This window comes from Pseudomonas sp. F1_0610, from assembly GCF_047470865.1.
Taxonomy (GTDB): Bacteria; Pseudomonadota; Gammaproteobacteria; order Pseudomonadales; family Pseudomonadaceae; genus JAZDRH01.
Map to the genome: position 1 here is coordinate 1 of NZ_JAZDRH010000024.1, position 14719 is coordinate 14719.

At 43.0% G+C, this 14719-nt stretch carries 14 protein-coding genes; 5 read left to right on the forward strand and 9 right to left on the reverse strand.

The window, feature by feature from the left end; all coding sequences use genetic code 11:
- Positions 1-74: 74 nt before the first annotated feature.
- On the forward strand, positions 75-992 hold the full coding sequence (locus tag VQ643_RS12415; RefSeq protein WP_414200116.1) for a LysR family transcriptional regulator: 918 nt from the start codon (positions 75-77) through the stop codon (positions 990-992).
- Between the two features lie 8 nt (positions 993-1000).
- Here VQ643_RS12415 and VQ643_RS12420 read toward each other — a convergent pair whose 3' ends face one another.
- The 8 genes from VQ643_RS12420 to tkt form a co-directional block, all read right to left on the reverse strand.
- Positions 1001-1600: a hypothetical protein gene (locus tag VQ643_RS12420; protein WP_414200117.1), complete on the reverse strand. Its 600-nt coding sequence runs from the start codon at positions 1598-1600 to the stop codon at positions 1001-1003.
- A 132-nt stretch (positions 1601-1732) separates the two neighbouring features.
- Positions 1733-2248 carry a thermonuclease family protein gene (locus VQ643_RS12425; protein WP_414200118.1) on the reverse strand — a complete coding sequence of 172 codons (516 nt, stop codon included), beginning with the start codon at positions 2246-2248 and terminating at the stop codon, positions 1733-1735.
- Between the two features lie 105 nt (positions 2249-2353).
- Entirely contained in the window at positions 2354-2803 is a 450-nt protein-coding gene (gene azu / locus VQ643_RS12430) for an azurin (protein WP_414200119.1), read from the reverse strand.
- A gap of 80 nt (positions 2804-2883) precedes the next feature.
- A complete protein-coding gene (gene bfr, locus VQ643_RS12435; protein WP_414200121.1) occupies positions 2884-3351 on the reverse strand; it encodes a bacterioferritin in 468 nt (155 codons plus the stop codon).
- Positions 3352-3505: 154 nt separating this feature from the next.
- Positions 3506-4570, reverse strand: a complete 1065-nt coding sequence (gene fba / locus VQ643_RS12440; protein WP_414200122.1) for a class II fructose-bisphosphate aldolase — start codon at positions 4568-4570, stop codon at positions 3506-3508.
- Between the two features lie 72 nt (positions 4571-4642).
- A complete protein-coding gene (locus tag VQ643_RS12445) occupies positions 4643-5806 on the reverse strand; it encodes a phosphoglycerate kinase (RefSeq protein WP_414200123.1) in 1164 nt (387 codons plus the stop codon).
- Positions 5807-5808: 2 nt separating this feature from the next.
- Positions 5809-6867: a type I glyceraldehyde-3-phosphate dehydrogenase gene (locus VQ643_RS12450; RefSeq protein WP_414200124.1), complete on the reverse strand. Its 1059-nt coding sequence runs from the start codon at positions 6865-6867 to the stop codon at positions 5809-5811.
- 54 nt (positions 6868-6921) lie between these two features.
- Positions 6922-8919, reverse strand: coding sequence for a transketolase (gene tkt / locus VQ643_RS12455; protein WP_414200125.1), 1998 nt, complete (start codon positions 8917-8919; stop codon positions 6922-6924).
- Positions 8920-9148: 229 nt separating this feature from the next.
- Here tkt and VQ643_RS12460 point away from each other — a divergent pair, with 229 nt between their 5' ends.
- The 4 genes from VQ643_RS12460 (at position 9149) to yccS (ending at position 13913) form a co-directional block, all read left to right on the forward strand.
- A complete protein-coding gene (locus tag VQ643_RS12460) occupies positions 9149-10144 on the forward strand; it encodes an ArsR/SmtB family transcription factor (protein ID WP_414200126.1) in 996 nt (331 codons plus the stop codon).
- 12 nt (positions 10145-10156) lie between these two features.
- Entirely contained in the window at positions 10157-11350 is a 1194-nt protein-coding gene (gene metK, locus VQ643_RS12465; RefSeq protein WP_414200127.1) for a methionine adenosyltransferase, read from the forward strand.
- A 121-nt stretch (positions 11351-11471) separates the two neighbouring features.
- The gene (locus tag VQ643_RS12470; protein WP_414200128.1) at positions 11472-11663 is read left to right on the forward strand and encodes a hypothetical protein; all 192 of its coding nucleotides are present in this window, start codon (positions 11472-11474) and stop codon (positions 11661-11663) included.
- A 75-nt stretch (positions 11664-11738) separates the two neighbouring features.
- Positions 11739-13913 (forward strand): YccS family putative transporter, encoded by a 2175-nt coding sequence (gene yccS, locus VQ643_RS12475; protein WP_414200129.1) that lies wholly within the window; start codon positions 11739-11741, stop codon positions 13911-13913.
- A 117-nt stretch (positions 13914-14030) separates the two neighbouring features.
- Here yccS and VQ643_RS12480 read toward each other — a convergent pair whose 3' ends face one another.
- Positions 14031-14702, reverse strand: coding sequence for a hypothetical protein (locus tag VQ643_RS12480; protein ID WP_414200130.1), 672 nt, complete (start codon positions 14700-14702; stop codon positions 14031-14033).
- Positions 14703-14719: the final 17 nt, after the last annotated feature.

The following is a 14719-nucleotide window of genomic DNA, read 5'->3' on the forward strand; positions in this document are numbered from 1 at the left end:
TTATATATTGATATTCTAGAAAATCACATACAATGCAAAATTAGAATCTATCATTATTAATTTAAATATTTTATATGGCAAAACCTCGTGCATCACTAGAGCAATGGAGTACATTGCAAGCTGTCATCGACCATGGCGGATTTGCCCAAGCAGCGAGCGCCCTGCATAGATCACAATCATCTGTTAGCTATAACATTAACCGCTTGCAAGAGGCGCTTGGGGTTTCTTTATTGCGTATTGATGGTCGCAAAGCAGTGCTAACAGAGGCTGGGCAAATCCTTTTGCGCCAAGCACGTCAATTAACAGATCACGCACTAGCTCTGGAGGCCTTGGCGTGTAACATTGAAAAGGGCTGGGAGGCTGAACTGCACCTAGCTGTAGATGCGGCTTACCCTAAAGAACGATTAATGGCTGCATTACGTGCTTTTATGCCCTTAAGTAAAGGCTGCAAGTTAACGCTAAGTGAAGAAATTTTGTCTGGAAGTGAAGAGCTACTACTTAGCGGTAAGGCTGATATCATTGTTAGCACATTAAAAATTAATGGTTATCTACCTGTTGAATTAGACCTGATTGAGTTTGTTGCTGTCGCTCATCCTGAACATCCTTTGCATAAATATACAGGTATCAACCTAGAGCATGAGCTTACCCAGCATCTACAGGTGGTGTTGCGTGATTCAGGTCGTATCAACCCACGCGATATGGGCTGGTTACATGCGCAACAACGCTGGACAGTGACTAACTTTGAAACAGCTATTCATTTTGTTAGTAATGGCTTAGGTTTTGCTTGGCTGCCTAGGCATTTAATAACTGCCGAGTTGGCCAGTGGTAAGTTAAAAGCCATTAAATTAGAACCGGGGCAAGTTCAATCTCATCGTTTCTATCTATACACCACTAAGGTTAAGCCACTGGGTCCTGCGGCTGAAATTTTATTAGATAGCTTAGTACATTTCAGCAAGACACCAGGCGTAAGTAAATTTCATACAACCAATTAAGCGTTAAGTTATTTTGCGCAAAACAATGCCATCTTTTCTTGATTAAAACGTTCTTGGCTCAGTACTTTACCAAAGTAGACACAGTTATTCTCTTGTATTAACGCTGAACGTATAGGTTGCTCAATACGCTCTATTAAATGCGTGCGCTCAGGGTCAGCATAAAACTCAAAATAGAGTGTGTATTGTTGCCCATCTTGCAGGCCTTCAATATGGTTATGGCGGACCAAAGTAGCGGGTGTGTTCATATCTAAAGAGTGATCATAAACAAACGGATGATCCACATCACTGGGGTCAGCCAGTATGGCTCGTGAATAAACTTTACGGTTAAATGGCTGTATAACTTTTAACGCAAACTCATAAGCCAGCTTGGTTTCTTGCTGAGTACTCATTAGCCAAAAACCCGCATTCACTACTTCTATATGCTCACCTTGAACTGCGTCAGGGAAGTCTTTACTGTAGTTATCTCCCACTTTAATACCTGAAATCCAAGTTGGCTTAGCCACAAAAACGACAGTATCATTTTTTTGTATACCAACGCAGGCTACCTGTAACAACAATAACAGGCTTAGTAGCAGTTTTTTACACACAACAGCGAAAATTTTGATCATCAGAACTTCTCAAATATTAGTTGCGTATGCCGTGCACTCTACGTCAGCGAAAGATCAATACGGCTTAGTAGGTTTATGAATTAGTTATCTATCCTAGCATAATCAAACTATGTATTAATTCGGCTAGTTATGTCATTGCCAAGGCGCTATTGGGTTAGGGTCTGCCCACAAGCCACGCTTATTGTTTCTAGCTTCTTGTTCGGCTTTGATATATTCAGGATTGCTTTGGCTAAAGGGTGAATGCCATGCATAACCTTGGTCAATCATTATTTTGTTGATATCAGAGCGACAACCACAGTCTGTTGACTTGTTTAAGTCAGCTAACGGATGGTCTATTGGGTTGCAACTACACCTCCTATAAATATAACCTGTCGCTGTTATTGGCTCAGCCTCGTTATCACCATAAATATCAAGTTCAACAAATCTATCTAAATAACGAGATAAAAACCGTTTAGCTTCCTGTCCATATGCTTGAGCTAATGTTGGCGCTTCAATTTGATTTAATTTGACGGTGATTATTTTTTTATCCGCCTGTTCACATGTAAAGGTATCACCTGTGATTATTTTTACAGGTTTACACTTAATAGTTTCAGCTTGAGCTTGGCTGCAACAGAGCACTAGCAAAGCCCATACAATGTATTTTTTCATATGTTGCAATTGACCTTATAGAAATAAAAAAGCCTGACCCTATTACTAGGATCAAGCTTTCAAAGTGCTCAATTAGCCAACATATTCATTGGCTAACCACTAGTATTAATCAACTAGTTTTAGAGTACCTTTCATAATTGCGAAATGGCCTGGGAATGAGCAGAAATACTCATAAGCCTCATCTGCTGATAGTTTGCTAACGTCAATAGATACCGTTGCAGATTCACCACCACCAATGACTGGAGTGTGTGCAATTACGCGTGCATCAGCGTCGTTAACATAGTTTTTGTCTAAACCTAGAGCCATACCTTCTTGCGCAACGGCTTGGTAGTCTGCTTGTTTAGTTAAAACAAAGTTATGACCCATTACATTTTTTGGCAAGGTGCCAACGTGTTTTAGCGTCACATCAAACTTAGTGCAGCTTTTGCTCACTTCAATGTTTGATAGATTCCAAGACATTTGGTCAGTGCCTTCAATAGTTACAGCGCAGTCTGCTGCGAATGCTGGTGCAGTAAGCGCTGCTAAAACTGAAGCTAAAGCTAATTTACGAATCATATTAATTCCCCTTCACATCGATGTTGTTGGGTAAATAAAGTAAAGCTGAACATTCAGCTTTACATGACCACAGACACAAGTTAATTCATTTGTGACTGTAAATAGTTTTCAAGACCAATCTTCTCGATCAAGCCTAACTGTTTTTCTAGCCAATAAGCGTGATCTTCTTCGGTATCCTGTAATTGTACAAGTAGCAGATCACGTGAAACGAAGTCACCATGTGCTTCACATAAAGCCATGCCTTTACTTAAAGCAGCACGTACGTTGTATTCTAAAGCAAGATCTTTACGCAGCATGTCTGGTACATCAACACCATAGGTAAATGACTCTGGCGACATATCAGGCTTGCCTTCTAGAAATAGAATGCGCTTTAGTAAAGCGTCAGCATGCTGAGTTTCTTCTTCCATTTCATGATTAATACGTTCATAGAGCTTGGTTAACCCCATGTCTTCGTATAAGCGTGAATGAACAAAGTATTGGTCACGAGCCGCTAGCTCGCCACGCAATAATACTTTCAAACATTCAACAACTTCTTTGTTCCCTTGCATGATTTCTCCCCGCTTACTTTATGCATAAGCTAATATTCAAACACTATAACAAACTATTAGCCTGCGATTATTTGTCACTGGTCAAACTAAATGACCAGATATGTAACTTGAAGTTTCAATAACAAAAAGCCCACTATTTGGTGGGCTTTTTGTTTTAGTTAACCTTAGCGTCTAATTCACCGCTGGCATAGCGCAAATACATTTTCTCAAGAGAAATTGGTTTAATTTTTGAACCATGTCCCGCTGCACCAAAGGCTTCGTAACGTGCGATACACACATCACGCATGGCCTTAACTGTTTCGCTAAAGAACTTACGTGGATCAAACTCGCTAGGGTTTTGTGCCATAAAGCGGCGCATTGCACCTGTAGAAGCTAAGCGCAAGTCAGTATCAATGTTGACCTTACGTACGCCGTGCTTGATGCCCTCTACAATTTCCTCAACAGGCACACCATAAGTTTCTTTAATATCGCCACCAAACTCATTAATAATAGCTAACCATTCTTGAGGTACAGAGCTTGATCCATGCATGACTAAGTGCGTATTAGGGATGCGTTTATGGATTTCTTTAATACGCTCAATGGCTAAGGTGTCGCCTGTAGGTGGTTTAGTGAATTTATACGCTCCGTGACTAGTACCAATCGCAATAGCAAGAGCATCTACTTGGGTTTTACGTACAAAATCAGCCGCTTCTTCTGGATCAGTCAGCATCTGCTCTAGATCTAGCTTGCCTTCTGCGCCAATGCCATCCTCTTCGCCTGCTGTGCCTGTTTCTAGGCTACCTAGGCAGCCTAGCTCACCTTCAACAGAAACACCGCACGCATGGGCCATTTCAACTGTGCGACGAGTAACCTCAACATTGTATTCATAGGTCGTTGGTGTTTTACCATCTGCACCTAATGAACCGTCCATCATGACTGAGGAAAAACCCAGTTGAATTGAACGCTGACAAACATCAGGGCTAGTGCCATGATCTTGATGCATACATACTGGAATATGCGGAAATTCTTCAACTGCCGCCAAAATTAAATGGCGTAAGAAAGGGGCGCCAGCATATTTGCGTGCACCTGCTGATGCCTGCACAATAACAGGGGAGTCGGTTTTATCCGCTGCTTCCATGATAGCGCGCATTTGTTCTAAGTTATTTACGTTGAATGCTGGTACGCCATAGCCATATTCAGCGGCGTGATCAAGCATTTGACGCATGCTAATTAGTGCCATAAGTAGTCTCCTACTTGGGATTAATTAAGTGTTTTTAGCCAGCTTGGCACGCTGGCTAAACATAAAATAAGCTTACGCTTTTGCGCGCTGCTGTAAAACTTCAACTGCTGGTAATACTTTTCCTTCAACAAATTCAAGGAAAGCTCCACCACCAGTAGAAATATAAGAAATATCTTGTGCTACATTATACTTATCTATTGCTGCAAGGGTATCTCCACCGCCTGCAATAGAAAACGCCGAACTTTGTGCAATAGCTTGCGCTAACACTTTTGTGCCGTTGCCAAATTGGTCAAACTCAAATACACCCACAGGACCATTCCATAAAATAGTGCCTGAACTAGTTAGTAGTTGAGCAAATTGCTGGGCTGTTTGTGGGCCAATATCTAAAATCATATCGTCCTCTGCCACATCCGCCACTGCCTTTACTGTCGCCTGTGCATCTGCTGCAAAAGCTTTGGCAACTACCACATCAACAGGTAATGGTACACTTACTTTAGCTGCAATTTGTTTGGCTGTTTCTACCAATTCAGGCTCATAAAGCGATTTACCAACAGGCAAACCAGCAGCCGCTAAAAATGTATTGGCAATGCCACCGCCAACAATAAGCTGATCACATAGCTCGGATAAACTATTGAGCACATCTAACTTAGTCGATACTTTTGAACCTGCCACAATGGCTGCCATTGGTCGCGCTGGTTTATCTAGCGCTTTGCCTAAGGCATCAAGCTCAGCAGCTAATAAAGGCCCTGCACAGGCTACTTTAGCAAATTTTGCTACACCATGTGTGGAACCTTGAGCACGGTGCGCTGTGCCGAAAGCATCCATCACAAAGACGTCACACAGCGCCGCGTATTTTTTGGCCAATTCATCTGTGTTTTTCTTTTCACCCAGATTAAAGCGTACATTCTCTAAGAGTACGATTTCACCTGCTTGTACCTCTACGCCCTCTAAGTAATCACGTACTAAAGGAACGTCTCGATTCAGTGCTTTACTTAAGTAGGCCGCAACGGGAGCTAGGCTATTTTCTTCACTAAATTGCCCTTCATCAGGACGACCTAGGTGTGAGCAAACCAGTACTGCTGCGCCTTTTTCTAGGGCAAGACGAATCGTTGGCAGCGCCGCTAGAATACGTGCATCACTGGTAACTAGGCCATTTTTAACTGGCACATTAAGATCTTCACGAATCAGCACTCGCTGACCAGCAAGATCAATATCTTTCATAGTCAAAACAGTCATTCTTAGTCCTTTACTGGGCTATTGGTGGCAGCTTTTGTTAAAAAGTAATGGGCTGTATCTAGCATGCGATTGGCAAAGCCCCACTCATTGTCAAACCAGACCACTATATTCAGCATTCGCTCACCACACACTTGGGTTAAGCTGGCATCTAATACCGCCGAATGAGGGTCATGGTTAAAATCGCAACTGGCATGTGGCAACTCGGTATAGCCTAATAAACCTTGTAAGACGCCTTGCTTAGCGGCTGTTTGCAAAGCAGTATTCACCTGTTGTTTATCCACTCTTTGCTGTACATGAGCAGTGATATCTAAACAAGAGACATTCACTGTCGGCACACGCATTGCCTTGGCTGTAATACGCCCGGTTAGTTCGGGTAATAGTCGTTCAATTCCGCGGGCTAAACCTGTTGACACTGGGATAATAGATTGAAATGCCGAGCGGGTACGACGTAAATCTGGATGATGATACGCATCAATCACGGGCTGATCATTCATGGCTGAATGAATTGTCGTAATAAAGGCTTGATCAATACCAAAGGCTTGATTCAACACATTTAGCACAGGCACCCCGCAGTTGGTGGTACATGACGCATTAGAAACTAATATTTCCTGCCCAGTTAATGTCGTATGGTTAAAGCCATAAACGACAGTTGCATCTATATCTTCTGCGCTTGCCATAGGCTGTGATAAGAGCATGCGCGGCACACCTGCACGAATAAAACGCATGGCTTGATCGCGACTGGTGTATTGCCCTGAGCATTCCAAAAGCAAGTCTATATTAAGCGCTTGCCAGTCAATATTTTCTGGTTCAGCTTGGCGCAACACCTGCACACACTGCCCATTAATATGCAGACAATTATCTTCTACTTCAACTTCGCCAGGAAAGCGTCCATGGGTAGAGTCAAAGCGTGTTAAGTACTCAATGCTGGCTTGATCGGCAAGATCATTTAACGCGACAATTTCAAGGTTTATTGGCAACTTGCGCTCGTGCAAGGCACGCAAAACGCAACGACCAATACGCCCGTAACCATTTAATGCAATTCGAAAGGGACGCGATGACATGCTACAACCTTATTTAGAAGATAGCCCTAGCCAAGGCTAGGGCTGATGACTTAATTAGTCTTCCAATAGTTCAGCGGCGCAAGACAATACGTTATCTAAGGTAAAGCCAAACTCTGCGAACAATTGTTCTGCAGGTGCTGACTCACCATAGCTATGCATACCAATAATGCGGCCATCTAAACCTACGTATTTGTACCAGAAATCAGCATGTGCGGCTTCAATGGCAATACGTGCACCTACTTCAATAGGTAGAACACTTTGTTTATAAGCCGCATCTTGCACATCAAACACATTGGTTGATGGCATAGAAACAACTCGTACCTTGCGTCCTTGAGCGGTCAACGCATCATAGGCTTTAACCGCCAAGCCGACTTCCGAGCCAGTAGATATTAAAATAAGCTCAGGCTCGCCTTGGCAGTCTTTTAGTACATAACCACCACGGTTGATATTGGCAACTTGTGCTTCTGTACGGGCTTGATGATCTAAGTTTTGCCGGCTGAAAATCAGCGCACTTGGTCCATCTTTACGCTCTAGAGCGTATTTCCACGCCACAGCAGACTCAACCGCATCACATGGGCGCCATGTGTCTAAGTTAGGCGTAGTACGTAAGCTAGCCATTTGTTCAACTGGCTGATGAGTTGGGCCATCTTCACCTAAACCAATGGAGTCATGAGTAAATACATAGAGTACGCGTTGCTTCATTAACGCGGACATGCGCACCGCATTACGCGCGTACTCCATGAACATTAAGAAGGTAGCACCGTAAGGGATGAGTCCACCATGCAGAGCAACACCATTCATAATGGCACTCATACCAAACTCACGTACGCCATAGAATACATAGTTGCCTGATGCATCGTCGGCAGTTAAACCTTTACAGCCTTTCCATAATGTCAGGTTAGAACCTGCAAGGTCAGCAGAACCACCTAATAGTTCAGGCAGTAATGGACCATACGCATTCAGTGCATTTTGGCTGGCTTTACGGCTGGCAATGGTTTCGCCTTTAGCCGCTACATCTGCAATGTACTGGGCTGCTTTTGCAGCGAAGTCAGCTGGCAACTCACCTGCCATGCGACGCGTATATTCTGCAGCTAATTCTGGATAGGCTTGCGCATAGGCAGCAAATTTAGCATCCCAAGCAGCTTGTGCTTTAGCGCCTGCTTCTGTGGCATCCCACTCCGCTGCAATATCGGCTGGGATTTCAAAAGGGCCATGGTTCCAACCCAGTTGTTTACGGGTTAGTGCGATTTCATCATCACCCAAAGGCGCTCCATGGCTTGATTCTTTACCGGCTTTATTAGGTGAACCAAAACCAATAGTCGTTTTGCAGCAAATAAGTGTTGGTTTATCACTGGCTTTAGCCGCTTCAATCGCCTTAGCAATAGCCTCGCCATCATGACCATCAATATTAGGTAGGACATTCCAGCCATAGGCTGTAAAGCGTGCTGGCGTATCATCACCAAACCAGCCTTGTACATTGCCATCAATAGAAATGCCATTGTCATCATAGAAAGCAATAAGCTTGTTTAAACCTAAGGTGCCTGCTAATGAGCACACTTCGTGGGAAATACCTTCCATCATGCAGCCATCACCTAAAAACACATAGGTGTAATGATCCACAATGGCATGGTTTTCACGGTTAAATTGCGCTGCGAGTACTTTCTCCGCAAGGGCAAAACCAACCGCATTAGCAATACCTTGGCCAAGTGGGCCTGTCGTGGTTTCAACGCCAGCGGTATAACCATACTCAGGATGCCCAGGTGTGCGACTATGTAATTGACGGAAATTTTTTAAGTCATCAAGGGTAACGTCATACCCTGTTAAATGGAGCAATGAGTAGAGCAACATGGAGCCATGACCGTTGGATAAAACAAAACGGTCGCGATTCACCCATTGTGGGTTTGCCGGATTGTGTTGTAGATGGTCACACCATAACACCTCGGCAATATCGGCCATGCCCATTGGGGCACCTGGATGGCCGCTTTTGGCTTTTTGCACGGCATCCATGCTTAGTGCGCGTATGGCATTAGCACGCTCACGACGAGTGGGCATCGTTGAATCTCCTACAGAATCTAAAGACGGTTTTTAAAACGCCATTTTCCCCCACAAGCGCGCAAGGAGCAATGCTAGAAACAAGCCATTGGCGAAATAAAACGAAATATCTGCTATCACTTATGCCTATTTGCTTAGTTTTGTAACAGATAACGCCACGCAAGGTAATATCAAAAAAATTTGATATAGCTGTTGAAGTGATGCTTTTCTCAGTCTACACTGCCCCACCATGAACGAAGAAATAACGATCTCTATCACCGACGAAATACTTGCGAGCTTTTGTAAAGCCGCAGGAGAGCCCTTGCGGCTAAATATTTTGCGCGCATTAAGCAATGATTCTTTTGGTGTTTTAGAGTTAGCTCATATTTTTTCTACAGGACAATCTGGCATTAGTCATCATTTAAAGGTACTTGCACAAGCTGGCTTAGTGGCTACACGCCGTGAAGGCAATGCTATTTTTTACCGTCGTGCGTTAGCCAAAAATGACAGTGTATTAAAAAACCTACACCGCAGCCTGCTATTGGACATAGACCAACTGGTGTTAAGCGATGAGATTCAACAGCGCATTGACTTTGTGCATGAACAAAGAGCACAGGCTAGCCAAGAGTTTTTTGCGAAATTTGCTGAGGATTTTCCCAGTCGACAAGATTTAATTGCCGGTGTACCTCAGTTTCGCGATAGCTTGCTGGCTTTATTAGACGCCCTAGGTTTTAGCAAAACAGCGGATGTCATGGAAATTGGCCCTGGTGATGGTGGTTTTTTACCTGAACTGGCCAAGCGTTTCACCCATGTACGCGCCCTTGATAATAGCGCTCACATGTTAGAGCTGGCACAAAACCTTTGCCAGCAACAAAATCTAAAAAATGTTCACTTACAATTAGCTGATGCCCTAACTGACGATATAGCACCAGCCGACTGTGTGGTTGTGAACATGGTTTTACATCACTTTGCCGCACCTGCCCAAGCATTGCATAGACTGGCGCGCTTAGTGAAACAAGGTGGCAGCTTATTAATTACTGAGCTATGCCAACATGATCAAAGCTGGGCGAAAGATACCTGCGGCGATCTTTGGTTAGGGTTTGACCAAGAAGAACTTGCCCAATGGGCGAATGCAGCCGGACTTATCCCCAGCGAAAGTCTGTATTTAGGTTTAAAAAATGGCTTTCAGATTCAGCTACGACACTTCGCTAAGCCGAATACTAAAGCTTCTCTCACGGTAAACTAGAAAGGAACCGCTATGAGCGAATATTCAATTTTCACGTCTGAATCTGTATCTGAGGGCCATCCAGATAAGATTGCTGACCGTATTTCTGACGCTATTCTTGACGCCATTATTACTGAAGACAAACAAGCCCGTGTTGCCTGCGAAACCTTAGTCAAAACAGGGGTTGCTATTATTGCTGGTGAAATCACAACCAACGCTTGGATCGACTTAGAGCAACTGGTACGCGATGTTATTGTTGATATTGGCTACAACAGCTCTGATGTAGGCTACGACGGTGCAACCTGTGGCATTGTTAATATTATTGGCAAACAATCAGTAGATATTGCCCAAGGCGTTGATCGCAGCAAGCCAGAAGATCAAGGTGCAGGCGACCAAGGGTTAATGTTTGGTTATGCCAGCAACGAAACTAGTGTTTTAATGCCAGCCCCTATTACGTTTGCCCATCGTTTAGTAGAGCGCCAAGCCGAAGCACGCAAAAGCGGCTTACTACCTTGGTTACGCCCAGATGCCAAAAGCCAAGTTACGTGCCGCTATGAAAACGGCGTAGTGGTCGGTATTGATGCTATTGTGCTGTCGACCCAACACAACCCTGACGTTAGCTTGAAAGATTTACGTGAAGCTGTAATGGAGTTGATTATTAAAAACACCATTCCAGCGCATTTATTGCATAAAGATACGCAGTTCCATATCAACCCAACAGGTAACTTTGTGATTGGCGGCCCAGTGGGTGATTGTGGCTTAACCGGTCGTAAAATTATTGTAGACACCTATGGCGGCATGGCGCGGCATGGCGGCGGTGCCTTCTCAGGTAAAGACCCATCAAAAGTTGACCGTAGCGCGGCTTACGCGGGTCGTTACGTAGCAAAAAATATTGTGGCGGCCGGCTTAGCCGATCGCTGTGAAATTCAAGTCTCCTATGCTATTGGCGTTGCCCAGCCAACGTCTATTTCTATTAATACCTTTGGCACCAATAAAATTAGTGATGAGAAGATCATTCAATTGGTTCGTGAACACTTCGATTTGCGCCCATACGCCATCACTAAAATGCTTGATTTACTTCACCCTATGTACGAGCAAACCGCAGCCTATGGTCATTTTGGTCGCAACCCATTTGATATGACGGTCGGCGAAGATACTTTTACTGCTTTCACATGGGAGAAAACAGATCGCGCAACCGCTCTACGAGAGGCTGCTGGGTTAAAATAACCGCAAACTGTGATGCCGTAGTCGCTTTCTACGGCATCGTCATAATACTTACATGAACTCTTAATCATTTTGTCACTCTAAAGATATATAAAATAACTATCTTTTTTTACGGAGTGAAAAAATGACTACGTTATCTGAGTTAGCTGAACAAATTTACCGCTTATACCCATTAGAAGATCGCAATTTAGGTAAGCGTTACCGTATTGTGGATCAATTAGGTGGCACTACTGAGCTAGAAGAAGTAAGTGGCACTCCACGCTATGTGTCGACTCGTAACCTGCAAGATCCTTCATTATGGAAAATTTACGCTTAAGCACTAACAGCACTCGCTAGTTAGCTCAAATATCTATTACTATGACGTTACTGTTTCAGGTTTAAGGTAATTGTCATGACTGTTTCACGCTTAAGCCTCTCTTTACGCCGTTTATGGGCCTTTGACAAATTCGGGCCTAGTGTTCGGTTTTTCATCGCACTGGCAGGATGCATGCTCTGGAGCTGGTGGCAAGGACCGCTATCGGCGATGATCCCCCTATTTCTTGGTGTTATTGCTAGCGCTTTAGCTGAAAGCGATGACACATGGCAAGGGCGCCTTTTTGCTCTAATGGCCACATTAATTTGCTTTGCTATTACAGCTATTAGTGTAGAGCTGGTTTACCCCTACCCTTGGTTATTCGCGATTTTTCTCTTTATTATTAGCTTTAGTTTAACCATGCTAGGTGCTGTCGCCGAGCGCTACGCGACTATCGCACAGGCCTCATTAATTTTGTCGGTCTATACCATGATTGGCTTAGAGCAGAACCATGGTGTCAGCAAACATTTCGGGCAAGACACTATTTACCTACTCTTTGGTGCTGCTTGGTATGGGCTGATTTCAGTGATTTGGCATGGTTTGTTTAATCAACAACCATTGCAACTGAGTTTAGCGCGATTATTTCGAGCACAATGCCAATACCTAAAAGCCAAATCAAACCTTTTTGAACCATTGCGTAACCTTAATTTAGAAGAGCGCCGTATCGCTTTAGCGCAACAAAATGGCAAGGTTGTGGAGGCGCTTAATCATACGAAAACGCTCATTTTGCACCGTGTGAGTAATGCCCGTTCTAAGGCAAAAATTGGACGCTATTTGAAGCTCTATTTTTTAGCACAGGACATTCATGAACGTGCTAGCTCGTCGCACTACCCATATAACGAACTCACGAATACCTTTTTCCATAGTGACGTTTTATACCGCTGTTTACGTTTATTGCGTGAGCAAGGCGATGCCTGCAAAGCTTTAGCTAAAGCCTTAGAGCTACGTCAACCGTTTGATTATGGGGCTGGGCATAGTGCCGCATTAGAGGATTTACAAAGCTCTATTGCTTATTTAAAGCAACAAAATAATCTCGAATGGCGTGATTTATTACGCTCCTTACGCGCACTGGCCAACAATCTAAGCGCTCTGGATCATTTATTGCGCAGCGCCAGCAACCCTGATGCGTTAAATCTAAATAAAGACAGTGAAATTTTTGACCGTGAACCCAAGTCACTTAAAGAAGCCTTTGAAAACATCTGGCAACAATTAACGCCTCAATCCTCCCTCTTTCGCCATGCTTTACGCCTAGCTATTGCCATTTGCGCAGGCTACGGACTAATGCACGCCTTAGATCTTAATCAGGGTTTTTGGATTATTCTCACCACATTATTTGTTTGCCGCCCTAACTATGGCGCTACACGCATTCGCCTTATTCAGCGTGTAACAGGTACAGTCTTTGGTTTAGCTGCCAGTTGGGTGCTATTTAATTTATTTCCCAACCTGTGGATTCAGGCTTTTTTTGCTGTCGCTGCCGGCGTTACCTTCTTCGCCACTCGTACCATTAAATACACCTTATCGACTGCGGCTATTACCCTGATGGTATTGGTTTGTTTTAACCAAATAGGCGATGGTTATAACCTGTTTTTACCTCGCCTTGCCGACACGCTTTTAGGCAGTGCTTTAGCTGGTTTAGCGGTATTCTTTATTTTGCCAGACTGGCAAGGTCGGCAATTAAACAAGGTGGTGGCCCGCGCGTTAAAAGCAAACAGCCTATATCTTGCACAAATTATGCAAGAGTACAGCCAAGGCAAAACCGACGATATGAAATACCGCATTGCGCGCCGTAATGCACATAATGCTGATGCAGCTTTATCCGGCATGCTTTCTAATATGCTCAAAGAACCCGGACAGTTTAGACGAGATACCGATATTGGTTTTCGTATTCTGCTGCTATCCCATACCTTACTAGGCTATATTTCTGCGCTAGGTGCGCACCGGCAAAACCTAGCTGATGCACCTACCTATAACTCGCTTGAGCGTGAAGCCGACCAGCTTCATCACAGCCTACTGGTTATTGCCAAGCAACTGGAAAAACGTAAAGACATCAGCCTAGAGGATGAAACAGAGATTACTCAGACCTACCGCTTGCGGGATAGTACAGACGAAGAAGATGACACTTTACGTTTATTACAAACCCAACTTTTACTGATAAGCCAACAACTAACCCCACTGCGCTCACTCGCGGTACACCTACTTAAAGACATGCCATAAAAACAACAACGCCCCTTAATTAAGGGGCGTATTCATTATTATTTTTCACACTTAATGGGCAATTTTTCGCATATAAATAATTAATAAATTATTTACAGACTTGCTGCTTTCGTCAGATCATTCCAATTTAATTAAAGCTTCTTTCAATTTTTTTATGCCTAATTGATAATCAGACTCAAAAAAATCAATGTATCTACTGGCATGTTCACCACAAGCATAGCTCATAATTTTATCTATTTTATCTTCTGTATTATTTAATAGACATAAAATAATTCCGATATAAAATGGATTGCTTAAACCTGCATAAATTCCAATTATTGGCTTATCATATATAGTTAATAAAAACTCATAATCTTCTTGAAAGCCATACACAATTGGCAAAGTATAATTTTTTATATGCGCAACTATTTTATTTACTTCTTTTTCAATATCGACGTCTAAATAAAAATTATAAAGCCCATCAACTTCATGCTTTGGCACAAAATTATGATGGGTAGCAACATACAACCTTTCTCTATCATAGATTGGGTATTCGTTAAATAATCTTGTATCATTCAATAGTTTGAATATTTTACCAGAGGAAATAATTATTCCAACATCTGCTCCAAACTCTCCTTTTTTATGGTGCGTCACAAAAGTTGTTATATTTATTAAAGCATGCATTCCATCATTAAACCAAAGCTCTAACTTTCCCTTTGTCACTTTTGATTTTAAATTTTTACTAGAAAAATCTATTTTCTTTAGGTTTTCACTTAATCTAGTATAAAATAATTTACGTCGCTCTTTCATTTTTAATAATCGATAAA